At 39.3% G+C, this 25,043-nt stretch carries 22 protein-coding genes and 1 tRNA gene; 10 read left to right on the top strand and 13 right to left on the bottom strand.

Annotation, left to right across the window (positions count from 1 at the left end):
* The first annotated feature begins 156 nt into the window (after positions 1–156).
* Positions 157–1,755 carry a DGQHR domain-containing protein gene (locus QI031_RS00475; RefSeq protein ID WP_281483289.1) on the top strand — a complete coding sequence of 533 codons (1,599 nt, stop codon included), beginning with the start codon at positions 157–159 and terminating at the stop codon, positions 1,753–1,755.
* 478 nt (positions 1,756–2,233) lie between these two features.
* Here the strand turns inward: QI031_RS00475 and QI031_RS00470 are convergent, their stop codons facing one another.
* The 3 genes from QI031_RS00470 to QI031_RS00460 all read right to left on the bottom strand — a co-directional run bounded on the left by QI031_RS00470 (position 2,234) and on the right by QI031_RS00460 (position 4,425).
* Entirely contained in the window at positions 2,234–3,214 is a 981-nt protein-coding gene (locus QI031_RS00470; RefSeq protein ID WP_281483288.1) for an HNH endonuclease, read from the bottom strand.
* A 73-nt stretch (positions 3,215–3,287) separates the two neighbouring features.
* Positions 3,288–3,758 (bottom strand): DNA phosphorothioation-associated protein 4, encoded by a 471-nt coding sequence (locus QI031_RS00465; protein ID WP_281483287.1) that lies wholly within the window; start codon positions 3,756–3,758, stop codon positions 3,288–3,290.
* Between the two features lie 88 nt (positions 3,759–3,846).
* Entirely contained in the window at positions 3,847–4,425 is a 579-nt protein-coding gene (locus QI031_RS00460) for a Uma2 family endonuclease (RefSeq protein ID WP_281483286.1), read from the bottom strand.
* A 233-nt stretch (positions 4,426–4,658) separates the two neighbouring features.
* On the opposite strand from QI031_RS00460, the gene QI031_RS00455 reads away from it, so the two are divergent.
* Positions 4,659–6,656 (top strand): M48 family metalloprotease, encoded by a 1,998-nt coding sequence (locus QI031_RS00455; RefSeq protein ID WP_281483285.1) that lies wholly within the window; start codon positions 4,659–4,661, stop codon positions 6,654–6,656.
* A gap of 144 nt (positions 6,657–6,800) precedes the next feature.
* Entirely contained in the window at positions 6,801–7,364 is a 564-nt protein-coding gene (locus tag QI031_RS00450) for a Uma2 family endonuclease (protein WP_281483284.1), read from the top strand.
* A gap of 13 nt (positions 7,365–7,377) precedes the next feature.
* Here QI031_RS00450 and QI031_RS00445 read toward each other — a convergent pair whose 3' ends face one another.
* The 3 genes from QI031_RS00445 to QI031_RS00435 all read right to left on the bottom strand — a co-directional run bounded on the left by QI031_RS00445 (position 7,378) and on the right by QI031_RS00435 (position 10,080).
* Positions 7,378–8,412, bottom strand: a complete 1,035-nt coding sequence (locus QI031_RS00445; RefSeq protein ID WP_281483283.1) for an endonuclease NucS domain-containing protein — start codon at positions 8,410–8,412, stop codon at positions 7,378–7,380.
* 228 nt (positions 8,413–8,640) lie between these two features.
* Positions 8,641–9,459, bottom strand: coding sequence for a nucleoside triphosphate pyrophosphohydrolase (gene mazG, locus QI031_RS00440; protein ID WP_281483282.1), 819 nt, complete (start codon positions 9,457–9,459; stop codon positions 8,641–8,643).
* 3 nt (positions 9,460–9,462) lie between these two features.
* The gene (locus QI031_RS00435; protein ID WP_281483281.1) at positions 9,463–10,080 is read right to left on the bottom strand and encodes a metal-binding protein; all 618 of its coding nucleotides are present in this window, start codon (positions 10,078–10,080) and stop codon (positions 9,463–9,465) included.
* A gap of 118 nt (positions 10,081–10,198) precedes the next feature.
* Here QI031_RS00435 and QI031_RS00430 point away from each other — a divergent pair.
* The 3 genes from QI031_RS00430 to QI031_RS00420 all read left to right on the top strand — a co-directional run bounded on the left by QI031_RS00430 (position 10,199) and on the right by QI031_RS00420 (position 11,497).
* Positions 10,199–10,271, top strand: a tRNA-Val gene (locus QI031_RS00430).
* Positions 10,272–10,702: 431 nt separating this feature from the next.
* Positions 10,703–11,170, top strand: a complete 468-nt coding sequence (locus tag QI031_RS00425; protein ID WP_281483280.1) for a hypothetical protein — start codon at positions 10,703–10,705, stop codon at positions 11,168–11,170.
* A gap of 51 nt (positions 11,171–11,221) precedes the next feature.
* On the top strand, positions 11,222–11,497 hold the full coding sequence (locus QI031_RS00420; protein WP_281483279.1) for a DUF6737 family protein: 276 nt from the start codon (positions 11,222–11,224) through the stop codon (positions 11,495–11,497).
* Positions 11,498–11,533: 36 nt separating this feature from the next.
* Here the strand turns inward: QI031_RS00420 and QI031_RS00415 are convergent, their stop codons facing one another.
* Positions 11,534–11,938 carry a hypothetical protein gene (locus QI031_RS00415; RefSeq protein WP_281486168.1) on the bottom strand — a complete coding sequence of 135 codons (405 nt, stop codon included), beginning with the start codon at positions 11,936–11,938 and terminating at the stop codon, positions 11,534–11,536.
* Positions 11,939–12,121: 183 nt separating this feature from the next.
* Between QI031_RS00415 and ppsA the strand changes: the two genes are divergently transcribed.
* A complete protein-coding gene (gene ppsA, locus QI031_RS00410) occupies positions 12,122–14,581 on the top strand; it encodes a phosphoenolpyruvate synthase (protein ID WP_281483278.1) in 2,460 nt (819 codons plus the stop codon).
* A 396-nt stretch (positions 14,582–14,977) separates the two neighbouring features.
* Here ppsA and QI031_RS00405 read toward each other — a convergent pair whose 3' ends face one another.
* Positions 14,978–15,382, bottom strand: a complete 405-nt coding sequence (locus tag QI031_RS00405; protein ID WP_281483277.1) for a response regulator — start codon at positions 15,380–15,382, stop codon at positions 14,978–14,980.
* A 559-nt stretch (positions 15,383–15,941) separates the two neighbouring features.
* Here QI031_RS00405 and QI031_RS00400 point away from each other — a divergent pair.
* The 3 genes from QI031_RS00400 (at position 15,942) to QI031_RS00390 (ending at position 20,021) form a co-directional block, all read left to right on the top strand.
* Complete coding sequence (locus QI031_RS00400) at positions 15,942–18,203, top strand: sensor histidine kinase (protein ID WP_281483276.1); 2,262 nt, start codon at positions 15,942–15,944, stop codon at positions 18,201–18,203.
* Positions 18,204–18,736: 533 nt separating this feature from the next.
* Entirely contained in the window at positions 18,737–19,705 is a 969-nt protein-coding gene (locus tag QI031_RS00395) for a sodium-dependent bicarbonate transport family permease (RefSeq protein ID WP_281483275.1), read from the top strand.
* Between the two features lie 4 nt (positions 19,706–19,709).
* A complete protein-coding gene (locus tag QI031_RS00390; RefSeq protein ID WP_281483274.1) occupies positions 19,710–20,021 on the top strand; it encodes a P-II family nitrogen regulator in 312 nt (103 codons plus the stop codon).
* A gap of 85 nt (positions 20,022–20,106) precedes the next feature.
* Here QI031_RS00390 and QI031_RS00385 read toward each other — a convergent pair whose 3' ends face one another.
* From QI031_RS00385 to QI031_RS00365, 5 genes are all read right to left on the bottom strand, one after another.
* Positions 20,107–20,538 carry a (2Fe-2S) ferredoxin domain-containing protein gene (locus QI031_RS00385; protein WP_281483273.1) on the bottom strand — a complete coding sequence of 144 codons (432 nt, stop codon included), beginning with the start codon at positions 20,536–20,538 and terminating at the stop codon, positions 20,107–20,109.
* A 402-nt stretch (positions 20,539–20,940) separates the two neighbouring features.
* The gene (gene arsS, locus QI031_RS00380) at positions 20,941–21,927 is read right to left on the bottom strand and encodes an arsenosugar biosynthesis radical SAM (seleno)protein ArsS (RefSeq protein ID WP_281483272.1); all 987 of its coding nucleotides are present in this window, start codon (positions 21,925–21,927) and stop codon (positions 20,941–20,943) included.
* A gap of 44 nt (positions 21,928–21,971) precedes the next feature.
* On the bottom strand, positions 21,972–22,931 hold the full coding sequence (locus QI031_RS00375) for an inorganic phosphate transporter (RefSeq protein ID WP_281483271.1): 960 nt from the start codon (positions 22,929–22,931) through the stop codon (positions 21,972–21,974).
* Positions 22,932–22,946: 15 nt separating this feature from the next.
* Entirely contained in the window at positions 22,947–23,915 is a 969-nt protein-coding gene (gene arsM / locus QI031_RS00370; RefSeq protein WP_281483270.1) for an arsenosugar biosynthesis arsenite methyltransferase ArsM, read from the bottom strand.
* A 339-nt stretch (positions 23,916–24,254) separates the two neighbouring features.
* The gene (locus QI031_RS00365) at positions 24,255–24,929 is read right to left on the bottom strand and encodes a response regulator transcription factor (protein ID WP_281483269.1); all 675 of its coding nucleotides are present in this window, start codon (positions 24,927–24,929) and stop codon (positions 24,255–24,257) included.
* Positions 24,930–25,043: the final 114 nt, after the last annotated feature.

The following is a 25,043-nucleotide window of genomic DNA, read 5'->3' as shown; positions in this document are numbered from 1 at the left end:
TCCTTACCTACTGAAACATCGATATTTTTCACCCTTCCTTGAATTACTTTGAGGGTAGCCTCCGTATTTTACAGACTTCAAGGCAAAAAAATAAAATTTATCATCTTAACACGAGTTGTAATTTAATTTTTGACACACAATTTTTCACAATTATCCATGAAAGACAGTGCATCTGACTCAACTACTGACATCGCTATAGACTATCTAGAACGAGAAAATAAGGAAAAACAGGTACTATCTTTATTGATAGATAATGTTTTAACGAAAAAAGACCAAATTTTCGTTCAAAAAACCGAAATGGGTGGTGTAGAAGCTTATGTTAGCTCTGTGACTTTAGAATGGTTTGCGGGTCGTGTTCACTTCGCCTCTGGCTTACCTCTGTTTCAAAAAAAGTACAATCCAGACACAAATAATGTTGAGATTGACGCAGATAGTATTGATGAAATTCAGCAACGCCCCCTTGATTGGTCACGTCAAGCACCGCTAGTGCAGTATCTAGCAGCTCGACAAAATCATAAGTTTCCCCCGGTGCTGGTAGTAATTAATCAACCGTGGGTGGATAATCCCAAAGCTGCTGAATGGGATAACGAAGAACGCGCCACAAAATCTACTACTGATTTCATCCCCCTAGATAAAGACGGTAAAGTAGGACTGCTAAATATTTCTGAGGATGATGTAACTATATATGCGCTAGATGGTCAACATCGATTAATGGGGGTTCAGGGATTGATGGAGTTAATCAAAACTCGCAAACTCCAGCGCTATAAAAAAGATAAAGGTGCTGATGACAGTTTTATTACAGTCAATGATTTAATAGAAAAGTACCAAGTAGACCTTGCTTACTTGCAAAATTTACCCAAGGAAAAAATTGGTATTGAGTTCATCTGTGCGGTAACGACTGGGGAAACTCGCACCGAGGCAAGGCGGAGGGTAAGATCGATTTTTGTTCATGTCAATCTGATGGCTGCACCCTTGACTAAAGGTCAGCTAACACAGTTGAATGAAGATAACGGTTTTGCGATCGCAGCTAGAAAAATTGCAGTTACACATTCACTGTTAGAACAACAACAAGAGCGCAAACCCCGCGTCAATTGGAATAGTGCAACAGTAGCTTCCAATTCTACAGTTTTGACGACTTTGCAAGCTCTACAAGATATGTCTGAGCGATATTTGGGTCAAAAGTTCCCTCACTGGAAACCCTTGGAGAAAGGTCTAATTCCCATGCGACCAGAGGATGAAGAACTTGAGCAGGGAATTGAGGAATTTAGCAAGCTATTTGATTATTTGGCGAATCTTCCAAGCTACAAAATTTTAGAACATGAAGATACACCAGTTTTACGACGCTTCAGTTTTGAAAAAGATGGAGGCGAAGGAAATATACTTTTCCGTCCGGTTGCTCAAGTTGCATTAGCCCAAGCTTTAGGAATTTTGGTATTTAAAAAAGGTTTCTCCCTAGTAGATATTTTTAAGAAACTGCGGAAGTTTGACCAGCAAGGGGGTTTTAGTGGTATGGAGTATCCCCAATCTCTGTGGTACGGAGTTTTGTACGACCCAAATAAAAAGCGAGTGCAGGTTTCTAGACGAGATTTAGCGGCGAAATTATTAATTTACATCTTAGGTGGGATTCAAGATCAAATGGAACGCGCTGAACTTCGTAAATCTTTAGCTGATGCTAGGACTGTAGAAGATAAAACTATAAGTTTTAATGGCGAGTTTGTTGAACCAAAGCAAGTAGGACTTCCACCTATCCTGTAAAGATTGTATATAAAATGACGTTTATGTAGTTGCATTTAGTCAAAGTACAGACGTACTTTATATTGAAGAGTGCCTTCGTGATGAATATGATCGGCAAAAAGGGCTGAGTAAGTTAAACGGCGTTGAAAAAAAGACTTATCAGTTCATCACAGGTAAGCAATTTAATCACACTCTTCCCATTACTTTCGTCTTTCCCATTCTTGCAGCCTTCCGTGTATTTATTAAAGATGGAAAGTGGGAGAGTCCTGTCGAAAAGTTATGGGATGAGATGGGAAACACCCTCTTGAATAACTTGCTAACTGCCTACAGAAATGAGGGGAGGGGAAATCCAGCTGCCTTTGGGCTTTCTGCTTCAACATGGTCTAACCTTCTTTTAGTTCCCATGTTGAAGTTAACTGAATAATAAACTATCTGAGAGTTAATAGCTATACCCCTATTAGCAGTTAAACTCTTATATGGGTATAGTTTTATGTTGATTTCATCTTGATTTAAATATGTTTTCACGATGCCATTGCAGTGCTTCTAGTTCTGGAAAGTATTGCTCTGTATTTGGTAAAAGTATTGTTTCACCGTGAAAATCTTTCATAGGTTTAGCATTGGGAGATACTTCTTCCAAATCATGACTAACTATGATTTTGTATTGCTCATCTACAGCAAACCAACCCCTATCAAATGCCCAATGATGGTTTTTACACAATGCTATTCCATTATTAATTTTACTATCATAAAACTGTGAAAATGGCTTTATGTGTGCGCCATCCACAATATTTTGGTTAATTTTTTTAGTTACTTTGAGTCCACAAAAAGCACATTTATAACCATAAATACTTACAATTGCTTTTCTGAAAAAAGCATTTCTAATTACTGATTTTCTTAAGCTTTGTCTATGATTAACATCTAAATTACTAGACTTTATATTTTTATCTAGTTTTAAAGTAATATCTTGAAAATTTTCATTAATTGTTAAAAATTTTTCTATAGTATTATCTTCAGATGGTAGCCAAGCTGAAACAAGTGCATCAATTAATATTTGCCTAGAGATTTCATCTTGAATTAAATCAAATAGTTCATCATCTAAATATGCATAGTCAACATCTTCCTTGAGTTTAGGAATTGTTTGCGGACGACCACCATCATATCCAGAACTATACTTGAGATGCCAAAATTTACCATTATCATTTTTTAGATGAAAAAAAGGAAGTGCAAAATCACTTCCCTTACAAGTGCTGGAAGCAAGTACTTCCCAATATTTCTTGAAGGTATCAATCAATTCATTTGACATGGTGATCCGATTATCTGTGATTAAATATTGTGTAATTAGATCAATTATAGATAAAAGTAAAATGGGTTTATTAAGAGCATCACCTTTTGTCTGACTTTTATATACTTTAATATTAGAGAAACATTCACAATAATAAACTAAACTTCGCTGATTTGCTGGCTGTTTTGCTTTACTCATTGTTTCATCTTTCTATATATCACAAGTATTTTCTTAGTCAGTTGGTAATGATTAAGCATGGATCGATGCTAATTTATGAAATAAATTTACTTAAGTCAAAATCTTCTTCCGAGTTATCTTGAAACCTTTCAGAACTGAGGATCAATAAAATCCTTTCAGAATAATTTACTGCGCCCCGGATTTCAGATTGTAATATTTCAAGTCCACCATTAGCATATTCTTCAAAGATATAATTACGTTTCTCATTAATATTTTCTTCTTGAAGAGATAAAACTTTTATATCTTGAATTTCAGCAATGGCTATTAAATTTATTACTGTACTATATCCCCTAACTATAAATTGTTCTTGAGGTATTGGCGATGGTTCCCTTTTAGAAATCTCTCCCAAAGCCATCCGTTTTTTATGTTTTGCACCTAAAGCTGCTGCAAACACAATCACATCAGCAAAAGTCTGAAAAGGCCCTGTCCCACCATTTGAAGACGTTAAATCTTTCACCAACTCAGCTTTATCTTTAGCAACCCTAATTCTACCAGTTTCAGCCATGACTTTGATATCTACGTTATTGCCATATTAACCGAAAAGCAAAAGCGATCGCACTATTTTATACCAATTAACAGTAGCGATCGCCTATTCATCTCTGTGCCTCTGTGGTTCGTTTTTCAACAAACAAATTATCCACTAACATAGTCCATCCTGGTACTGCGGGTTCAGCTTCAGCCATCTCCCTACGGCGATACACTTGCGGTTCTTCAGGATCACTAGCACGGTATACTCTAATCACTTCCTCTTTCAGTACATCCACATCCCAAACTACCAAAGTACCCGCAGCAAAATAATCACGGCGTTTGCTAGCCATATCTTTCTCAGCCTTATCACCATAATCATTTTCACTTCTCACCTCAGCAGCAAACACAGGCGCACCATTAAGAAACTTTCCACCTGTAGGTTTGCCAGTATAAAATGCGGCATCAGGACTTAAAGAACGGCGATGAGTAAGATTTACAATAAAACCAACATTATCAGGTAAAGCATAACCATTCTTTTTCAGGCGTTCATAATCGTGCAGACTGGCATAAATTTCACCTCCCGTACGTCCCGGTAAAAATCCAGTTGGAGACATCAGCAACAATTTTCCATTCACAATCTCCGCTTTACAATTGTCGGGTAAGTGGTATAAATCCTCAATTGTGACCTCAGTTTTTATATCCATCAACTACCTGATATGAATGAGGAATAATCTTAATTTAGCAATATCTCTTTCTCCTAGGCTATTTTCCATTACCACCGAAGCAGTTTTAAAGTTACCTGGAATATAACCAACTAAAAATATCTATCCTGATAAAATATAATTTATACGTTGCTGTTTTCCGTAATTGCGATGACGAAAGCTGAATTTATTGAGTATTGATAGATCAAATATCACTCCTTTGCACAGGAGATCCTATGTCATTACAATCTGGATTAGATGCCTTTCAACAAGGACGTTATCAAGAAGCAGTTGAGTTGCTAGAACAGTTCTGCCGAAATTGTGTTGACCACAATTCTTCAGATTATCTTTCTGCACAGATGTGGCTGATGAAAGCTTACCAAGGTGCAGGCGAAGTCGAAAAAGCAACGAGTCTGTGTCAAAAGTTAATGATGAGTGAAAACTCACAGATTCGCAACTGGGCCCAAAAAGCTAGCCAATCTTTACCCAAAGGTGCAGTAACTCAGTCTAGCACCACCCAAAAAGCCGGACGTGCTGTTACAACTGGTGTCAAACTAGCAATGGGGGGTGTAGGTGGCTCTCTTGTATTAGCCTCTGGTGTCACCATGACCTTGTTGTTTGGTATGGTATTAGCTTTAGGCTTGAGCTTAGTATTTATTTTAGGTAGCGATAATCCACTCCAAGGACTAGCGATCGCGATTGGTATTACAATAACTTTCAATATCGCTGCCTTTTTCCTATCTCCGTTTTTGATGGATTTGACCCAGCGCTGGCTTTACCAGACTCGTTGGGTAGAATTAGCAGAAATAGAAACCCTCAGTCCAGAGACAGCTAAAGTTCTTCGGCAAGTTTGTCAGCAGAAAAACCTTAAAACTCCCCGATTGGGAATCATTAACGACCAAAATCCAACGGCTTTTACTTACGGTTCATTACCTAACAGCGCCCGCTTAGTCGTCAGTCAGGGACTTTTCACATACCTGGATGATGATGAAATTGCTACCGTCTATGCCCATGAATTAGGACACATCGTCCATTGGGATTTTGCAGTGATGACAGTAGCATCTACATTAGTGCAGATTTGCTACTTAATTTATAGCACAGCCAGAAGATTGGCTCGTGGTGGTGGCGATAGCAAAATTAAAGATGCTATCCAAACCGCTGGTTTTGTGGCCTACGTATTTTATATTATCGGTACTTACTTACTGCTGTATCTCTCCCGTACCAGAGAATACTTTGCTGACCACTTCGCCGCAGAAAGCACAGGTAATCCTAACGGATTATCCCGCGCCTTGGTGAAGATTGCCTACGGGATATTAGAAGAAGGTTCACGGACACAAGAACCCAGCCGTTTAATTGAAGGGACTCGCGCCTTGGGTATCTACGACCATAAAGCTGCTGCTTCTACGGGAACCGCCTACCGCATTGCATCCGAACCTCAAAAAATAGGTCGCGTCTTTTTGTGGGATTTATTTAATCCTTGGGGCTGGTGGATGGAGTTAAATTCTACTCATCCCCTGACTGGTAAACGAGTCCGCGCCCTCAGCACCTATGCTGAACAGTTGGGTTTACCAACTGAGTTTGATATGGGACGAGTTGTAGGAGAAGGTAAAAACCTCAATAGAAGCAAGCTTTACGGTAATTTCTTGTTAGATATTACGCTATATGGAGCCGAAACCATCGGTTTCTTTGCTGGCTTGGCCTTGGGTATAATTATCTGGTCAAGTGACTCAAACTCAGGTTTAATATTAGGCGCGCCAATTATCGGTTTAGGGTTGGGAATACTCATCAAAGCCTTTGTCATGTTCCCCAACTACAAGCAAGCACCAACGTCTGACGTTCTTACTTTAATGTCAGACCCCTACGCCAGTCCATTGCGTGGACAACCTGCAAAATTGGAAGGTCAATTAATTGGTCGTGGCGACGCTGGTTATAAGTTTGGTTCCGATTTAAAAATTCAAGACCGTAGCGGTATGCTTTATCTGCATTACGCTTCCCGCTTTGGCCCCATTGGCAATTTCTTATTTGGGATGAAGCGAGTACAAAGCTTAATCGGTGAACAAGTCGGGGCTGTGGGTTGGTTCCGTCGGGGTGTTGCGCCCTGGATGGATTTGATCCAACTTCAAAGCGAAAATGGCACTGTTGTCAATAGTTACCATCGTTTATGGTCATTCATCCTTGGTGGTGGATCGATTATCTTAGGAGTGGTCTTGACTGTGTTTTTGAGCAGCAGATAGCCGAGTTTTTAGCCTGTTGTCAAAGCATTTCTCAATACATCCAAGCTTTAATTTATTAGGAGGTAGTTGCTAACTGCCTCCATTTCTTTGGGGTGATAAGATTGATAGCAAAAGTTAAAAGCGTTTATTTATGATCATGATGCAATGATTGCCACTCCTCAACCTCAAAAAATGAGTATAGAGCAATACCTTGATTGGGAACCATTACAAGGTTGTCGCTATGAATACGTGAATGGTGAAATCTTTGCTATGACTGGCGGTACAATTCCTCACAATGATATCGCCCTAAATCTCTACAGAGCATTGTATCCCCATTTACGTGCTAGAGGTTGTCGGATCAACGTTGCCGATGTCAAGGTGCAAGTCAGTATTCAAAGCCCATACTTTTATCCTGATGTAGTAATTAGTTGTGATACTAGGGATTTAAATGCACGCAGATTTATTCAATATCCCAAAATAATTGTAGAAGTACTTTCTCCTGGAACAGAAGCTAAAGATAGAGGAGAAAAGTTTGCTTTCTATCGCACTATGCCTAGTTTGCAAGAATATATTTTAATTGAATCTGAAAAAATCGGAGTAGAATTTTATCGTCGGGGAGAGGGCAGAATGTGGCTATATTCTCCCTATACGATTGGTGAAGATATCACTATAGAAAGTGTTGATTTTAATTGTGCAATTGATTTGATTTATGAAGGTGTGAGTTTTTAATTATCAAGATAAATCAAACTGAATTTTGAGTTAGTTTATGCAGTCCTGCAATAAATTTGTCTACTTCATCTAGATTGTTGAAAAATCCTTCATGCCCAGACCAATCAGGTGTAGCATCAGGATAATTTTCCCATTTATATTTTGATGTGGGCAATAAATTTATTATTTCCTCTGTATTTATACCCCAATGTTGTGCAAATCTTGTTGTATAAATCCGGAATTTAAGCCCTTTTTCAGGATTGCTTTCTACAGGAATTAAAGTAAATATAGTTTTATTACCTTTTTTAAAGCTCAATGAACTTCTGGTTGTTGAAACAACAGTAAAATAAGTATTTAACAAATTTTTATAGAGGGTAGAATATAGATTTTCTAAACTATGTTTTTTAACAATCTCATCAAGTTCTTCAAAAGATAAATTTGGTTGTCTTTTGGAATTATTTTGTCGCTGCGTATTTTCTTCTACTTGAGTTGGCTCAATTAAAAATACTCTAGCTAATAGTTTTCTACCATCTTCACTACAGAAGTATTGAAATGTTACAGCATTAATATTTACTCCATAAGTTTCTGATAAATAACTAATAATTCTTTCAGAGCTACTATCTATTTTAGATGCAACAATTAATATCTGATGATTTGTATTAAGAATTTCGGGTAATTCTGTATTAAAAGTTTTCTGGAAAGCTTTATCAAGTTCTAGAGAAACTTTATTTATTAGATACTTATTAGCAATACTAGTAATCGTATCGTTTGATAAATCTTTTACCCAAGAAGCATAATCTAAAGCTTGAGCGGTAACTTCTCTAGGAGTCTTGTCACGTTTTAACTCTATAATGACAATATCTCCTTTTTTATCTAAGCATAAAAGATCTATAAATCCACCATAATCTGTTTGCACTTCCTTTCCTATTACTAATAAGTTATCTGAAATAATATAAATATCTTGCTCTAACCAATCTTGTATACTCTGTTCAGCTTCAAGCTTTGATTTTTTTACTTCACTGAGGCGATTTGTGGAAGAAATATCCCAAATTCTAATATTTTGTGACATGTAGTTAACTTTGAAATAAATCAGCCCAAGTTAACACACTTATTAAATTGATGTCTATTTATTGACTAGAGTTGTGCTGAGCTTAATTCAGTGATGATTCTAGGGAGTTCGATCGCTAATAATCACCAAGCTGGTACAGTTCGGTATTGATCGAGAACTAGGCGAGTATGGCTTACAGCAATATACCGAAGTTAAGACAGTCACCATCAAATTGTAAATCGGTATGTATTACAGCTCTTTGGCAATTTGGGCTTTTGCCTGTTGCCATAGAGTCTCTAACTCATCCAAACTGTAATCAGAAAGGGGGCGATCGCTAACTGCCTCCATTTTTTCTAACCGCTGCACAAATCGCTGATTTGTACCTTGTAAGGCAGCGCTAGGGTCAAGATTATACCAACGGGCAAGCTGAAGAATCGCAAATAGTAAATCTCCTAATTCTGCTTGTTGTCGTTCGGGTGTTTCCTCAGCTAAAGCTTGTTGAAACTCACCTAATTCCTCGTGAAATTTGTCCCAGACTCCATCAATATTTTCCCATTCAAACCCAACCGCAGCAGCTTTTTGAGAAATTTTCATTGCCGCCATCAGCGGAGGAAGAGTACGTCCATAGCGACTGAGTTTAGCGCTGAGTTTTTGATTATTTGGGGATGATTCGCCTTTTTCCGCAGCTTTAATTTGTTCCCAATTTTGCCGTACCTCATCTACACTGGCTACCGACACATCACCAAATACATGGGGATGACGGCGAATCAATTTTTGAGAAATACCTTGTGCGACTTCTGCTAAAGCAAATTGTCCAGATTCGCTAGCAATTTGGGTTTGTAAAACTACTTGTAATAATAAATCTCCTAATTCTTCTTTAATTGCTTCTGTTTCCTTACTTTTAATCGCATCAACCACTTCATAAGCTTCTTCAATCACATAAGGTATCAGCGTTTCGGGAGTTTGAGCCAAATCCCAAGGACAACCCCCATCAGGCGATCGCAACTTTGCTACCACCTCAATTAACTCTTGCAACGCCGCCAAAGTATTAACTTTGCCATCAGTCATAAGTTATTTATCCTTTGTGATTTTCCCCTTGTCTTTGCTCACTGTAGCTCGACGACGACCACGACTTGTTGGTTTACGCTTCTTAATTTTGCTGCTGGTAAGCAACCCCCGTAAACCTTGCTTTTGCAAGCGCTTATATGCCGAACCGCCCCAATCGCTAAGAGAATGACTCATCGCACCGAGTTCTAAACCCAAGAATAAAGCGATATATTCAGTATCGTAATTCATGAGCGATCGCCCTATAGTTTCCCCCAGATCTTGCCAAGTAAAACTCAGATTCCACAGCTTTTGGGCAATTACTAAAACGAGAATTACTAATGTAGTAAGCAAGCAGCCAAGATAAAGTATCCGCAGTGTTGTGCCAATAATTGGCCCGTGGGATAAAAAAGAACGATGACGGAGACTTTTTTGATAAGGTAGCCAAATCCAACGTAAGAAACCCCAGCGTTGAAATTGCACAGAGTAAATATCTAAATCAGGGCCAAACATCAGCCCTCCAAATAGAAATCCGCCTGCAACTAACAAAGTCACATTACTGCTACGAGTCTGCCAGAACGTCACACCCGCTATTAATGGTAGAGCATACAAAGTAATGCGATCGTGTGTCCGACCAGAGGGCATTCTAAATCTTTCCTCTGTGAGTAACTTAATACTGAGCCAGTATAAGAGAAAAAAGATTTTCCCAAAACTACTAGCGCAACGCGAAATGTTCTGCTATACTAGTTAAGGATTAGTAAATGGGCGGTTAGCTCAGTTGGTAGAGCGCCTGCCTTACAAGCAGGATGTCATCAGTTCGAGTCTGGTACTGCCCATATTTCAAAAGCCGCCACAAGGCGGTTTTTTTATTGGCAGATGTACATCTTTAAAAAAGCCACCTTTAGGTTTTGATTTTAGCTATTTATCCTGACGGCTAATAGACTCAATGACTGCCGCAGCTCATTCTCACTTACAACATTAAAGATTTGGAAAATACACCAAATTTGCATATAAAAAATTAGTTGGAATCTTAAAAATACTGTTGAGCGATCGCCACAAGTATGGTATTCAGAATAAATTCATCCCGTAGTGTCCAAAATCATCAGTTATACTTATAGTTTATTCGACTAACTATCAGCGGGATCATCTTTAATCTGCTAAACTAAAGTTTCTCCGTTGCCAACATACTAAAAATTTATTTTAGATATGTTATGCAGTAACCTTTTGCAGGCTAACCGAGAAAAAGATCACGTTTAGGAATAGCTTCATGACAAGATTGATTTGGTATCCTCTCATGACTTCTTTGCTAATAGGGGTAACAGGTCACTCAGACCTGACTCCAATTTCTGGAGATCATGTACAGATGGAGCTAAATTCTTCCCAACTGTTCCCTGAATTAGAAAAATATACTAATCAGACAATTTCTCAGGCTATTAGACAAATTGATGAAAAAACTGCCCTGAACTCAGTTTGGAAACTGCCACAGGTGCAACGCAAAGCAAAAGAAATTGAACGACTCTCTAAGGGTAGTATAAAAGTTGCTGCGATCGTCTATGGTTCTCCTAGTCCTGATGATCCTTACTATAAAATTAGAGTCTTTGAAGATGAACCAGATCATAATTCAACGGTTTATTGGTTTCGTGTCTTGAGTACAAGCGGTGTAATTGATGTTTTAGATGTGATAGATAACAAATACATCACCTTGGAAGCATGGAAAGAACAATTGAAACGCTAAAATTACTTGAGATGACAAGAAGACAATTTAAAAATTTGCTCAATCAAACCAATGTCTGAACAAAAGCCTCTAAATCCTTGGAACTACAAACCTTGGTGGTGTCAGCCTTGGTCGATTTTACTTACAGGCGTGACGCTAATTAGTGGCAGTTGGCTACTATTTAAGATCATTTGGTTAACAGTACTGGTTGCAATTCCTCTATTGGTATGGATGGGTTTTTTCTTATTGGTTTGGCCTCGACTAATTATCAAAAGTGGCATTCCCGATTCACCCGAACACGATATTATGAATTTACCTCACGCAGAGACGCAGAGACGCAGAGAGTAAGAGTTTAATCTCATTGTTATATTCAGCAATGCCACATTATTTATTGGGTTGGCTAACACGTGCTTCAATATCTGCGAACGTTTGTAACAATAAACGTTTTGCTTGCAATCGCCAACCCCATTGCTGAATTTTGAAAGCTGCTACACTTCCACCTATGGCTGCTAATAAGGCTAGGGGTTGATTTAACGAAATTCCGAATAACAAACCCAATCCAGCAATTCCCCAAAATGGTAAGGCTACTACTTGTCTTTGTTCTTCCACAGTTTGGGTAATTATATTAGGTTGCATAGTTGCTAATAATTCTGATTTGACTTGCCGCTGTTCTGCTGCTGATACTGATAAACCAATTTTACGGCGCAGTTTTTCGATTTTACGGGCATCAGTGCTGTACTGTGTTAGCTCGTCTTCTGCCATTTTCAATAGTCTTTCTAGCTGTGCCATTTTGCCTGACATCCAAAATTTTGATATGGTCATTATCCCGGATAATGTTAGCTGTTGTTAACGAAAACGTGGCGTTTAATGGCACAATCCCAAAATTGAAACCTAAAATTGAATAGGGAAAATAAGATCCTCACTAGTAATTACACACTTATAGCCAGAGCATATACTTGAGAGGTAATACAGATGGTTACGGTATCTCAAAACACTTTAGCTCAATTTTCTCAAGAGCGATCGCTTATTCTCTGGTTTGATGAAGTAGGAATTGCTGACATTCCCCTTGTTGGTGGGAAGAATGCCTCATTAGGGGAAATGATTCAACAATTGACACCTCAAGGTGTGAAAGTTCCTACCGGATTTGCTACTACGGCTTATGCTTATCGTTATTTCATTCAATCAGCAGGGTTAGAAGCAAAGTTGCAAGAACTGTTTCGAGATTTGGATGTTGAGGATATTAAAAATTTACGGCTCAGGGGAAAAAAAGCACGATCGCTGTTGATACATACGCCATTTCCTGTAGAATTGCGAGAGGCGATCGCTACAGCTTATGAAAGTCTATGTGAGAAATACAACGCAGATACAGATGTAGCAGTTCGCTCCAGTGCTACCGCCGAAGACCTCCCCGATGCTAGTTTTGCCGGACAACAAGAAACATACCTCAATGTTGTTGGTGTCGAAGGAGTTTTAGCAGCTTGTCACAAATGTTTTGCTTCTTTATTTACTGACCGCGCTATTTCTTATCGTCACACTAAGAAATTTGACCATTTGAGCATTGCTTTGACTGTGGGTGTGCAGAAAATGGTGCGTTCAGATTTAGCAACCTCCGGAGTAATGTTTTCAATTGATACAGAAACTGGTTTTAAGGATGCGGCATTAATCACCGCAGCATACGGTTTAGGAGAAAACGTAGTTCAAGGTTCCGTCAATCCAGATGAATACTGTGTTTTTAAACCAACTTTAAAAACAGGTTTTCGCCCAATTATTGATAAAAAATTGGGCAGCAAAGAGTTGAAAATGATCTATGATGACGGCTCAAAATTTACCAAAAATGTCACCGTATCAACCGCAGATAAAGGTAAATTTGCCCTCAGTGATGACGAAATTTTACAACTAGCACATTGGGCATGTCTAATTGAAGACCATTATTCTCAAGTCCACGGTATTTACACTCCAATGGATATTGAATGGGCAAAAGATGGCATTACCAACCAATTGTTTGTAGTCCAAGCACGTCCTGAAACTGTCCAGTCACAGAGAACCGGAAATTTGCTGCGTAGTTATCGCCTTGTAGGGAAAGCAGAGGAGCAAACAAAGAATGTTTCTCTTCAACCTCTGACAACAGGACGTGCAGTCGGGGAAGCAATTAGTCAAGGCAAAGTCCACCTAATTTTAGATGTACACAAAATTGAGCAGTTCCAAGCTGGGGATGTGTTGGTGACAGAAAGAACTGACCCTGACTGGGAACCGATTATGAAACGCGCCAGTGCTATTGTCACTAATGCTGGTGGACGCACCTGCCATGCAGCAATTATTGCACGAGAGTTGGGTGTGCCGGCGATCGTGGGCTGCGGCAATGCGACGGATGTTTTGAAAACTGGTCAAGAAGTAACAATTTCTTGCGCTGAAGGAGAAGAAGGCAAGGTTTATGCAGGTTTATTGCCCTTTGAAGTTCAAGAAGTTCCTTTAGAGAACTTACCCCGCACTCGCACTCAAATTTTGATGAATGTCGGTAATCCTCAAGAAGCTTTGAGTTTATCTGCCATTCCTAACGATGGAGTGGGTTTGGCGCGGACAGAGTTTATCATTGCTAACCAAATTCAAATCCACCCAATGGCGTTGATTCATTTTGACGAAGTAAAAGACGAATTTGTCAAAGCCAAAATTGCTAAAATTACTGCACTTTATGCCGAAAAATCTCAGTATTTTGTGGATAAATTAGCCCAAGGTATAGGCAGAATTGCCGCAGCATTTTATCCCAAATCAGTGACTGTGCGAATGTCAGATTTTAAAAGTAATGAATATGCCAATTTATTAGGCGGTCAACAGTTTGAACCCGACGAAGAAAACCCGATGTTGGGCTGGCGAGGGGCGGCGCGTTATTACGACGAAGGCTATAGAGAAGCTTTTGCTCTCGAATGCGAGGCTATAAAACGGGTCAGAGAAGAAATGGGTTTAACTAATGTCATCCCCATGATTCCCTTTTGCCGGACTCCTGATGAAGGGCGTTTGGTGTTAGCAGAGATGGCAAAAAATGGTTTACAGCAAGGTGTCAATAACTTACAAGTTTATGTCATGTGTGAATTGCCCAGCAATGTAATTATGGCTGAAGAGTTTGCTGATGTATTTGATGGATTCTCCATTGGTTCCAACGACTTAACTCAATTAACACTGGGAGTAGACAGAGATTCTGCGTTAGTGGCGCGGTTATTTGATGAACGCAGTCCAGCAGTCAAACAAATGGTGAAAATGGTCATTCAAACTGCCAAAAAGCATAACCGCAAAATTGGTATTTGTGGACAAGCACCCAGTGATTATCCAGAATTTGCTCAGTTTTTGGTTGAAGAGGGAATTGATTCTATAAGTCTGAATCCAGATTCAGTTTTAAAGACAATGCTGGAAATAGCCAAAGTCGAACAGCAAGCTTGAGGTAATACTTGTAGTAGTTGTTTTTAGGAGGATTTAAGCAACTCCAAAAAGCAAATTCTTCAAAATCTATAGCGGTTTTCTTATGATATATAATACACCACTCTACTCCCTAGCTCCTAGGGCGTGTTTTCAAACTTGAACTGTAGGTTGGGGAGCCACTACGTTGGGGAGACAGCGCCGTGGTGTTAGCGTAGCGGTAGCGACGCAGGAGCGTCGGCAGTCCGGTCTTGGGGGTTTCCCCCATGAGGAACTGCCGAAAGGGTTTACCGACTTGAGGCGACTGTCGTCGGCTCTGCCGACTTAAAGTAAGTAGCGTTTGACGTAAGGAAACCCAACAAAGCAACTATTTTGGGTTTGAAAACAGTTTCTAGTCCCTAATCCTTAACCCCTAGCCCCTTAAGTTCTACAAGAAGCAACTACATTTGCTATAATCACCACTAATTCTCCTGGATCAACTGGTTTAGCAACATGAGTGTTAAAACCCGCTTCTAAGGCACGAATACGATCTTCACTGTCTCCATAAGCAGTTAAAGCGATTGCTGGGACTTGTCTAAGTTTATCGTTTTGCAGTGAACGCACCTTGCGAATTAAGGTGTAGCCATCTTCGCCAGGCATGGCAATATCACAGATAAAGACATCAGGTTGCAACTTGGGTAGCGTTTCCCATGCCTCAGCCGCTGATGTAACCGCTACGACAGTGGCTCCATCTGCTTCTAATACGGTAGTGATATAAAAGCGGCTATCATCATCATCGTCAACCACGAAAATGTTTAAGCCTGCCAGAGGAAGGTGAGGTTGCATAGAGTCTCCATTTATTTGCGCTACGCGGGTCAGTTGTCAGTTGTCAGCGATGCACTAAGCTTACCGAAGTGTCGAAACTCAGTGCATCGCTGCGCCTAATTGTCGCGAAGTCGAGATTCAACTACCGCTTGTCGAAGTGTTGTTTTTAATCTGGTTTCAAACTCACTTTTCGCTTTGCTACTGACCACTGACAAAACTTTATCCCCTTGTGGGTAGAGTTTTTATTTATCCTCAGTAACTATACCAAAGGTAATTTTACTGCGATCGCACCAGTTTTTCTGATCAAATAACTCAATCTATCTAATCAAACTTCGTTTTTTGGCTAATTGTTCTCTGGCATTTTAATTATTGCCTAAGGTAAATTTTATATATGTTTATGTTTTATTACATTTATCAATCTCCCTTTAATAAATAGTAATTTAATGCGAAAATCTTATTTGCATACATGATTATCATCTTATAATTACATGCTTATAGACGTGTATTAACCTGACAATTGTCCAAGCAGATTAAAGGTTGTCTTTGGTTCAGGCATACTTATAATTATTGGTACTAAAAAGTGAACAGTAACAATGATATTACCATTCCCTTTCAAGTTGATCTCACAAACTGCGATCGCGAACCAATTCATATTCCTGGCTCAATTCAGCCACATGGTATCCTTTTAGCGTTAAAAGAAGCGGATTTAACTATCCTGCAAGTTAGTAATAATATATTTAATTTTTTTGGTCTTCATCCTGAAGAATTGCTAAATCAACCTTTACACAAGTTGATTGAATCTGAGCAAGTTCATTTACTACAAGATTGTTTATCTCAAGAAAATTTATCATTTGTTAATCCAATTGAATTTACTATAAAATCTGGTGATAAAACTATACATTTTGATGGAATTGTTCATCGTTCCCATCAAGTTTTAATCTTGGAACTAGAACCTGCATTTTCAGAAAAAGATAATGCATTTTTTAGATTTTATCACTTAGTGAAGCTGGCAATGTCGAAGTTACAAGGTGCAGCCACTGTCACAAAATTAAGTCAAATTCTTGCTAAAGAAATTAAAAAGATCACTGGCTTTGATCGGGTGATGATTTATCGATTAGATGATGATTGGAATGGCATCGTTATTGCAGAAGAAAAGCCAGAATATCTTACTGCTTATTTAGGCTTACATTACCCTGCTTCTGATATTCCTCATCAAGCCCGACAACTCTACAGCCAAAACTGGCTAAGGCTGATACCTGATGCTGGCTACCAATCAGCAGCAATTGTGCCTATAAATAACCCAGAGACTGAGCAGCCTTTAGATTTAAGTATGTCGGTATTGCGGAGTGTCTCACCTTTACATGTTGAGTATATGCACAATATGGGTGTAAAGGCATCAATGTCAATTTCGATTATGAAAAATAAAAAACTATGGGGACTAATTGCTTGTCATCATCAATCACCTAAATATATTCCTTATGAAATTCGCAATGCTTGTGAATTTTTAGGACAAATGACATCTTTAGAACTGGGTACAAAAGAAGATAGTGAAGATAGCGAATATAAAATTACATTGAAATCTGTCCACAGCAAGTTAATTGAATTTATGTCGGCAGAAAAAAACTTTATTGAGGGTTTAATTAACTACGAGCCTAATCTCCTGAATCTTGTGAACGCTCAAGGAGCAGCAGTCTGTTTTTCTGGAGAATATTTTACCGTTGGTAACACTCCAGAAAAACAGGATTTACAAGATTTAGTCGAATGGCTTTATCAAAATCTGCGTGAGGATATTTTTTACACCGATGCACTTTCACAAGTTTATCCCCAGGCTGAAAAATTTCGGGATGTAGCCAGCGGTTTGATGACGTTTTCCTTTTCTAAAACTCAAAAAAATTATGTTTTGTGGTTTCGCCCAGAAGTAGTAAGAACTATAAATTGGGGCGGAAACCCGAATAAACCTGTAGAAGTAACAGCAAATGGAGGATTGCGCCTATCACCCCGCAAGTCGTTTGAATTGTGGAAAGAAATAGTGCAATTCAAGTCACGGCCTTGGAAATCTTGTGAAGTGGATGCAGCACTGGAATTGAGAAGTGCAATTATTGGCGTAGTGCTGCGGAAAGCAGATGAACTAGCACAGCTAAATATCGAATTAGAACGCAGCAATCATGAATTAGATGCTTTTGCCTACATTGCTTCTCATGATTTGAAGGAACCACTACGGGGTATTCATAATTATTCTAATTTTTTGATTGAGGATTACGGTCAAACCATAAACGATGAAGGTAAAGAAAAGCTCAGAACTCTGATTCGTCTCACCCAGCGCATGGAGGATTTAATCGATTCGTTGCTATATTTTTCGCGCTTGGGCAGAGTGGATCTCTCAATGCAGCAGACTGATTTTAATGGTGTTGTTCGTCGCAGTTTAGATTTGTTGAGTGCCAGAATTGAAGAGATGCAGGTAGAGATTCGTATTCCCAGACCATTACCAACAGTGTATTGCGATCGCGTCCAAGTAGGCGAAGTCTTCAATAATCTTATTGCCAACGCCATTAAATACAACGATAAAGCCAAAAAATGGATTGAAATCGGTTATATTGACCATCCAAATCCACCAGTGATATTCTACGTGCGAGATAACGGCATTGGCATTCGAGAAAAACACTTTGAGGCGATTTTCCGCATTTTCAAACGACTGCACGGACTCAGCAAATATGGTGGCGGAACTGGCGCAGGATTGACCATCACTAAAAAAATTGTCGAGCGACATGGAGGTAAAATCTGGGTGGAGTCAGCCTACGGCGAAGGTAGTACTTTCTATTTCACATTACAGGAAGTGGATTAGTACCGCTACGCAAAATTAAAAATTAAAAATGAATACAGCGTAAGCTTTTGATTCATTGAGAATTGGTGGTTTATTTACGCCAAGCTGTATTACTAGAGTTGAGACTTGTCTTAACTCCAGACCAAAAGGCATCTAAATTTTTGTCAAAGTGTCTTTATTTACTCTAGGTTATACCATTTATTTCACGAAATACTTGAAATAGATGATTGGTCTTTAATTCTTTCCCCCTGCTCCCCTGCTGCCTATTTGTATCAATTATTAAGTGAAACGGTATTACTTAATATTTGCAGAGGACAAAAACAATTAATGCCATAAAAAGGTAACATAATTAGTTCTAATTTATACGCGATTTTTCCCAAAACATATTTTTGCACTCATATTTAACGATGCAGCTTACTAATTGCATTCGAGATACTTGCTTACCCAATTGACATGAGGTAGCAATACACGATACATCATGATTGAGCCGTTAAATTTTTTAAGATGAAAAATTTTTGGAATTGCCGATTTCATCAGTATGAGGAGGGGTGGAAATGGATGTCAGCTTGATTATTTCCAATTTTCTAAATCCGCCAGTCCTCTTTTTCTTTTTAGGGATGACTGCTGTTTTTGTCAAGTCCGATCTGGAAATTCCTGCCCCGATTCCCAAACTTCTATCGCTGTATCTGCTGTTTGCGATTGGTTTTAAAGGAGGAGTAGAACTAGTTAAAAGCGGCGTTACTCAAGAAGTAGTTCTCACGCTTTTGGCAGCGATATTGATGGCTTGCATCGTCCCAGTTTATACATTTTTTATTCTGAAGTGGAAGCTAGATACTTACGATGCAGCGGCGATCGCTGCTACCTACGGCTCAATTAGTGCTGTCACCTTTATTACTGCTAGTGCTTTTCTGAGTGAACTGGGCATTAATTTTGATGGTTATATGGTGGCAGCCCTTGCCCTGATGGAGTCTCCAGCGATCATTGTTGGTCTAATCTTGGTGAATATATTCACTGTTGACGAAAAGCGAGAGTTTTCCTGGCCGGAAGTTCTGCAAGAGGCTTTTTTAAATAGTTCAGTCTTTTTGTTGGTTGGTAGCCTAATAATTGGTGTATTGACGGGAGAGCATGGTTGGCAAGTATTAGAACCCTTTACCCAAGGGTTGTTTTATGGTGTTCTCACCTTCTTTTTACTGGATATGGGATTAGTCGCCGCCAGAAGAATTAAAGACTTGCAAAAAACCGGAGTTTTCCTGATTTTATTTGCCATACTAATTCCAATAGTCAATGCAGGTGTTGGATTAGTAATTGCCAAAATCATTGGTATGCCTCAGGGAGATTCACTCTTATTCGCCGTATTATGCGCCAGCGCCTCTTACATTGCTGTCCCAGCGGCTATGCGGTTAACTGTTCCAGAAGCAAATCCCAGCCTGTACGTTTCTACTGCTCTAGCAGTGACATTCCCGTTCAATATTATTGTAGGTATTCCGTTGTATCAGTACGGAATTAACCTATTTTGGAGATAATGATATGCACCTAGTCAAAAAGATAGAAATTATTGCCAATGCGTTTGAGTTGAGCAGAATTTTAGATGGTTTAGATAAATCAGGTGTACATGGTCATGCAGTAATCCGCAATGTTGCAGGCAAAGGGTTACGAGGTACGGCGGAAGATTTAGACATGACAATGCTCGATAACGTTTACATTATTGCGTTTTGTATGCCAGAGTACGTCAAGCCTGTAGTCGAAAACATCAAACCACTGCTCAACAAATTTGGAGGTACTTGTTACATCTCAGATGTTATGGAGATTAGATCTATAAAATGCGTCGCGTCGTTATAGCGCTTTTCGGGACTTAGGGATTAGAGAGCAGGGGAGGTAGGGGGCAGTAAACAGTGATAACTGATAACTGATAACTGTCCATGCCCTATTTCTGCTTAATATATGAGTAAAGACGTTCGCGATCGCTTCGGGGATTGACAACTAAGCATAGACCTTTGCCGCCCGCATCACTACCAACAACTACAGTCACCCGTCCCTTTGGACAAACTCCCAAACAACTGGTGCTAACAACTCGATATGCACCCCACAATCCTTCAGATTTCAGCCGAGATTTCAACCAATTTTCTAGGTCTTCAGCAGCCGTTGAGTTCCTGTTAGGGCGATGGGAGTTAACAAGCTGCTCATTGGCACATTGTGAACACACAAGTACCAAACCAGACTGCCAACGGGGAGAAACAGTAGGAATAGGAATGCTGACAGGACGAGGCTTTGGTACTGAAATTTGTTCGGGTTGCGGTGAAAACTGCTCAAGGATGTATTGGATAATTTTCCTGAGCCACTTAATCAGTTTCTTCACAACCATCTCCTTGTGTTGATTAGTTTTTGAAGCGGCGTACCCATCTTCAATCTATAACAAATCTTGCCTTCTGCCCTCTAGCTTAAAAGAGCAAGAAAGACAAGGGAACAGGGGGACAGTTCTTTGCCCAATTCTCCTTGTTCCCAATTCCTCTTTTTCTCCTGTGTCTCCTGCCCTCTGCGGTTTTGATGACAAGTCTTTAACCGCACACGATATAATTAATTACTGCTCTTATCTCCAATAAAAAATAAAAGCCGTAAAATTATCAAAATTTCTACGGCTTTTTGGTGTGGTGTGAGGAGATTTAGTTCATCCCATCATAATCTCATGAGATGAATAGTAGTAAAAGTGTAACGAAATTTGTTACAAAGTTATTTTTCAATAACATAAACGCATTGAACTTCATATCAAAGCACCACCACAACTAGAACCGCATCCAGCAGTACAACCATAGCAATATGGCGCAGTTTGGATTTCATTAATCAAGTCTAAACTACCAGTTTCTAGCAATTTCGTAACTGTTAATGTTTCATCATTAACAGTTTTCGCCGGCAGATTTATCATCTGGTTAAAGTCGCAATCATACACATTACCCAGATAATCAATTGAAAGTTGGTCACGACACATCAAATGGTCAATTGTGTCGTTATTAAAATGTGACTCTAAAAACTGCAAGTAGCTAGCGTACAATTTTTTTCGTTCTAAATGCATTCTAGTTCTACCAACTGGTAAGTTAGTAATAGTGAAGAGATGATTGAAAATAATACCAAAATGTTCTTGTAAAAACATTTTGTAGTCTCGTTCTAAGTTAGTCTGTTCGGGAGCTAAAGAGAATTTTTCACTTGTGGGTAATTGGGGATTGTAAACCAAATCTAAAATTAAATTTGGTTCTTTTCCATAGCCAAGTTTATTTAACCATTGCAAAGCTTGAATTGAATGATCAAAGACACCATAACCCCGCATTTTATCAACATTGTCTGCAAGGTAGCAAGGCATAGAAGCTACAATTCTTAGTTGATGTTGAGCGAAGTATTCAGGTAAATCACCAAAGCCATCTACAAAATAAATGGTCAAATTAGATCTGACAATTACCTGTTTGTTAGTTGCCCTTGCTGCTTCTACTAATGGCTTAAATCCATAGTTCATTTCTGGTGCGCCACCAGTCAAATCCACAATTTTAATTTCCGGAAATTTATGAATTAGCTCAATCAACTGTTGGCAAATTTCTGGAGAAAGTTCTTCTGTACGTTTGGGACTAGCTTCGACATGACAGTGTGTACAGGCAAGATTACAGCGCTTACCTAAATTAATTTGTAAAACAGTAATACCTTTTTTTGTTAAGGGGGAATTTAATTTATTTTTGAATGGTGTAATTGATATAGTCTGCATTGGTTAATTTTTCTCAAACTATGGACAAGATTTATTCGATGGTTTTATCCTTGCAACAATCTGTAGGTTATTCCACTAATAATGGCAGCAGTAGGTAAAGTCAAAACCCATGAAATTAAAAGTTTGTAAAAAACACTTACATTAGTTTTTCTCTCAATTAGTCCTACACCAAAAATAGAAGATACAGAAACTTGAGTAGTAGAAACAGGAAGCCCAAATTGAGTAGCAGCAATCACAAGTAGTCCTGTTACTATATTGACAGATAAACCCTGAATTTGGTTCATGGCAGTAATTTTTTCGCTCATGGTTGCAGCAATTTGTTGAGAATTGAGTAAACCACCAAGTGCCATTGCCATTGCTACCGTAATCATCCCTCCTTGGATTGAGAAATACTCAATAATCACAATCAGCGACACAATTTTGGGTGTATTATTTAATCCTCTAGCAAAACTAATTATGCCAGCACTAATAAAGTGACAAGCATCAATTGCTTTTTGATTAGCTTCTAAGTTCCATTGATAATTACTATATTTTAATAAACTATAAATTGTTGCTGTTAAAGAAATAGCAATTATGGGACTGAGAAATAAGGGTAAAATAAATAAACTTCCCAAAGCTACAAAATTAACTTTGAGTCCGATCGCCACTAAACCAGCACCAAACAGCGCGCCTGTCAAGCTATGAGTTGTGGAAATGGGAAATCCTGTTAGAGCAGCAACTAGCACCATTAAACCAGAGGCGATCGCCACTGCAACATGAAACTCTGGAGCATTGGCGATCGCATCTGGCAATATTCCTTGGCCAGAAAGATTTCTCACTAGTGTACTGGCAAAAAAAGTTGCAGCCAATCCACCAGCAAAAGTTGTAAAAGTTGCCCATAAAATAGCTGTTTGATAGCTAGTTGTTCGGCTACCAAACAGTGTTGCTACACCTTTAAAATTATCGTTAGCTCCATTAGAGTAAGCTAAAAAAAGCGTAGACAGAAATAAACTAATTAAAAACATTGGGGCTTACTAAAATTAACAGCAACCACCGCCGCTATAATGCCAAGTAGAATCAGTAATCATGATTTCTCCTGGTTTTAAAGCTGCAAATTTAGCAGCGGTTTTATCACAAACTGCTGCGGGAATACCACGCTGAAGCAGATGCCCTGCTGAATCATCAAATAAAGATTCTGTGCCAGCATAAATTGCCGTTTTGCCTGTGAAGATGCAAGCACCATCTTCTGGAATAGCGACTTTGAAAGCAACAGAATCTAAACTTTCTAGTAGTAAATTTTCTTCTAATTTATAAGTTTGAGAATCTAACAAACGATAAGGACGACGGGCGCGGATTTCAATTTGACCAAAGCCAGCATTAATGATGCGTTCAGTATACTCATCGTATGTGAGCGCCCCGGATAAACACATGGCTCGTAGCTGCTCATCTTGTCGTAGATGTTCGGGAATTGTGCGCGTGGCAATCGGATCGCTCATTTGCAAGCGTCCATCTGGTTTTAATACTCGATATGCCTCTAGTAAAGCACGAGTTAAATCTTCTGGTTCAAAAATGTTGAAAAGGCAATTTTGGGCGACAATATCAACAGCAGCGTCAGCCACAGGTAAGTTAAAAGCATCACCTGCTTTAATTTCCACAAAACTGGTGTCAAACCAGGGGTTTTCTGTAGCGGCAATTTCCAGATTGCGGGCGGCGGCTTCTCGCATAGCAGCAACCGGTTCAATGGCAATTACACCACCTGGACGACGGGAAAAATAAGCGAATTGTAATGCCTCTAAACCACCACCAACACCGACATAAAGCACCGTGGGTTGGTTTGAGAGTTCCGTGGGGTGAACAGTAGTACCACAACCATAATTCATCTCCTGCATCTGACAGGGAACTTTCAATCCTGGTAATTGCAGGGGCGTACTTTGAACGCAGCAAAGTCCCACTTGCGGGGTTTGGGCAACTTCGCGGTAGAATTGCGCTGCTGTTTCTAGATAGGTCATTGTAGTCTAAATTTTTTGTATTTTCGTATAGAATCAACTCCGTGCATCCTAATATAACTAACTATCAATTACATGAGATTTTGCTGAGAACGGGATAATCTTCAAATTAGGGACTAGAGGTTAGGGACTAGGGACTAGAGGCTAGGGGCTAGGGACTAGAGGTTAGGGACTAGAGGTTAGGGACTAGGAGTTTAGAGCTTATTTATAAAGTAAACTTTAAGCCGTAACACACCCTACTTAATATTTACTTTCTGAATGGTCTTTTAGAGATTGAAAAAATTTTATGAATGACTATATCTGTTTCCAAATCTCTAACCCCTAGTCCCTAGTCCCTAGTCCCTACTCACGCAAGGCGTAGCCGACACCACGCACAGTTTGAATGAGGCGCTTTTCGTTATTGGCTTCGAGCTTTAGACGCAAGTAGCGAACGTAAACTTCGATAATGTTGGAATCACCCATGAAGTCATAACCCCAGACTTCTTCTAAAATGCGATCGCGGGTAATTACCTGTCGTGGATGAATGAGTAGATATTCTAGTAAATCAAACTCCTTGGCAGTTAAATCAATTAACCGCTTGCCCCGAAATACTTCTCGCGTGCGACGATTTAAACTCAAATCTTCAAATTCTAAAATATCTGCGGCATCTGCTTCTTGATTTCTTCGCAGATGAGCGCGGACTCTGGCTAATAATTCTTCGACGCTGAAAGGTTTGACTACATAATCATCAGCACCAGCGTCTAAACCTGCAACGCGATCGCTTACTTCGTCTTTAGCAGTTAATAAAACTATCGGCACTTTATCGCCAGTACTTCGTAGGCGACGGCAAATTTCTAAGCCTGATAAACCAGGCAACATCCAATCCAAAATGATTAAGTCTGGACGTAATTCCCGCGCTGCGGTAAGCGCAGTTAATCCATCGTAGGCGACGCTGACTTGATAACCTTCGTAACTCAGTTCTAGTTCTACAAATCGCGCCAGTTTGACTTCATCTTCAACCAGTAAGATGTGCGTCATGATGATGTTAATGATTTCAGCAAGGTATGGTAAATAACACAGATTGGTAACACTTTAGAAAGGTACTAGCTACTAAATAGCCAGACATCTAATTAGGCTTATGTTAGCTTAGTA

Origin of the sequence: Halotia branconii CENA392, assembly GCF_029953635.1 — a bacterium.
Taxonomy (GTDB): Bacteria; Cyanobacteriota; Cyanobacteriia; order Cyanobacteriales; family Nostocaceae; genus Halotia; species Halotia branconii.
Note: the sequence above shows the minus strand (reverse complement) of the source record. Positions and strands in the feature narration are given on the sequence as shown.

Bases quoted from the DNA above. Each gene is read 5' to 3' on its own strand.
- QI031_RS00475 (WP_281483289.1), top strand. From the start codon at position 157: ATGAAAGACAGTGCATCTGACTCAACTACTGACATCGCTATAGACTAT.
- QI031_RS00470 (WP_281483288.1), bottom strand. From the start codon at position 3,214: ATGAGTAAAGCAAAACAGCCAGCAAATCAGCGAAGTTTAGTTTATTAT.
- QI031_RS00465 (WP_281483287.1), bottom strand. From the start codon at position 3,758: ATGGCTGAAACTGGTAGAATTAGGGTTGCTAAAGATAAAGCTGAGTTG.
- QI031_RS00460 (WP_281483286.1), bottom strand. From the start codon at position 4,425: ATGGATATAAAAACTGAGGTCACAATTGAGGATTTATACCACTTACCC.
- QI031_RS00455 (WP_281483285.1), top strand. From the start codon at position 4,659: ATGTCATTACAATCTGGATTAGATGCCTTTCAACAAGGACGTTATCAA.
- QI031_RS00450 (WP_281483284.1), top strand. From the start codon at position 6,801: ATGATTGCCACTCCTCAACCTCAAAAAATGAGTATAGAGCAATACCTT.
- QI031_RS00445 (WP_281483283.1), bottom strand. From the start codon at position 8,412: ATGTCACAAAATATTAGAATTTGGGATATTTCTTCCACAAATCGCCTC.
- mazG (WP_281483282.1), bottom strand. From the start codon at position 9,459: ATGACTGATGGCAAAGTTAATACTTTGGCGGCGTTGCAAGAGTTAATT.
- QI031_RS00435 (WP_281483281.1), bottom strand. From the start codon at position 10,080: ATGCCCTCTGGTCGGACACACGATCGCATTACTTTGTATGCTCTACCA.
- QI031_RS00425 (WP_281483280.1), top strand. From the start codon at position 10,703: ATGACAAGATTGATTTGGTATCCTCTCATGACTTCTTTGCTAATAGGG.
- QI031_RS00420 (WP_281483279.1), top strand. From the start codon at position 11,222: ATGTCTGAACAAAAGCCTCTAAATCCTTGGAACTACAAACCTTGGTGG.
- QI031_RS00415 (WP_281486168.1), bottom strand. From the start codon at position 11,938: ATGGCACAGCTAGAAAGACTATTGAAAATGGCAGAAGACGAGCTAACA.
- ppsA (WP_281483278.1), top strand. From the start codon at position 12,122: ATGGTTACGGTATCTCAAAACACTTTAGCTCAATTTTCTCAAGAGCGA.
- QI031_RS00405 (WP_281483277.1), bottom strand. From the start codon at position 15,382: ATGCAACCTCACCTTCCTCTGGCAGGCTTAAACATTTTCGTGGTTGAC.
- QI031_RS00395 (WP_281483275.1), top strand. From the start codon at position 18,737: ATGGATGTCAGCTTGATTATTTCCAATTTTCTAAATCCGCCAGTCCTC.
- QI031_RS00390 (WP_281483274.1), top strand. From the start codon at position 19,710: ATGCACCTAGTCAAAAAGATAGAAATTATTGCCAATGCGTTTGAGTTG.
- arsS (WP_281483272.1), bottom strand. From the start codon at position 21,927: ATGCAGACTATATCAATTACACCATTCAAAAATAAATTAAATTCCCCC.
- QI031_RS00375 (WP_281483271.1), bottom strand. From the start codon at position 22,931: ATGTTTTTAATTAGTTTATTTCTGTCTACGCTTTTTTTAGCTTACTCT.
- arsM (WP_281483270.1), bottom strand. From the start codon at position 23,915: ATGACCTATCTAGAAACAGCAGCGCAATTCTACCGCGAAGTTGCCCAA.
- QI031_RS00365 (WP_281483269.1), bottom strand. From the start codon at position 24,929: ATGACGCACATCTTACTGGTTGAAGATGAAGTCAAACTGGCGCGATTT.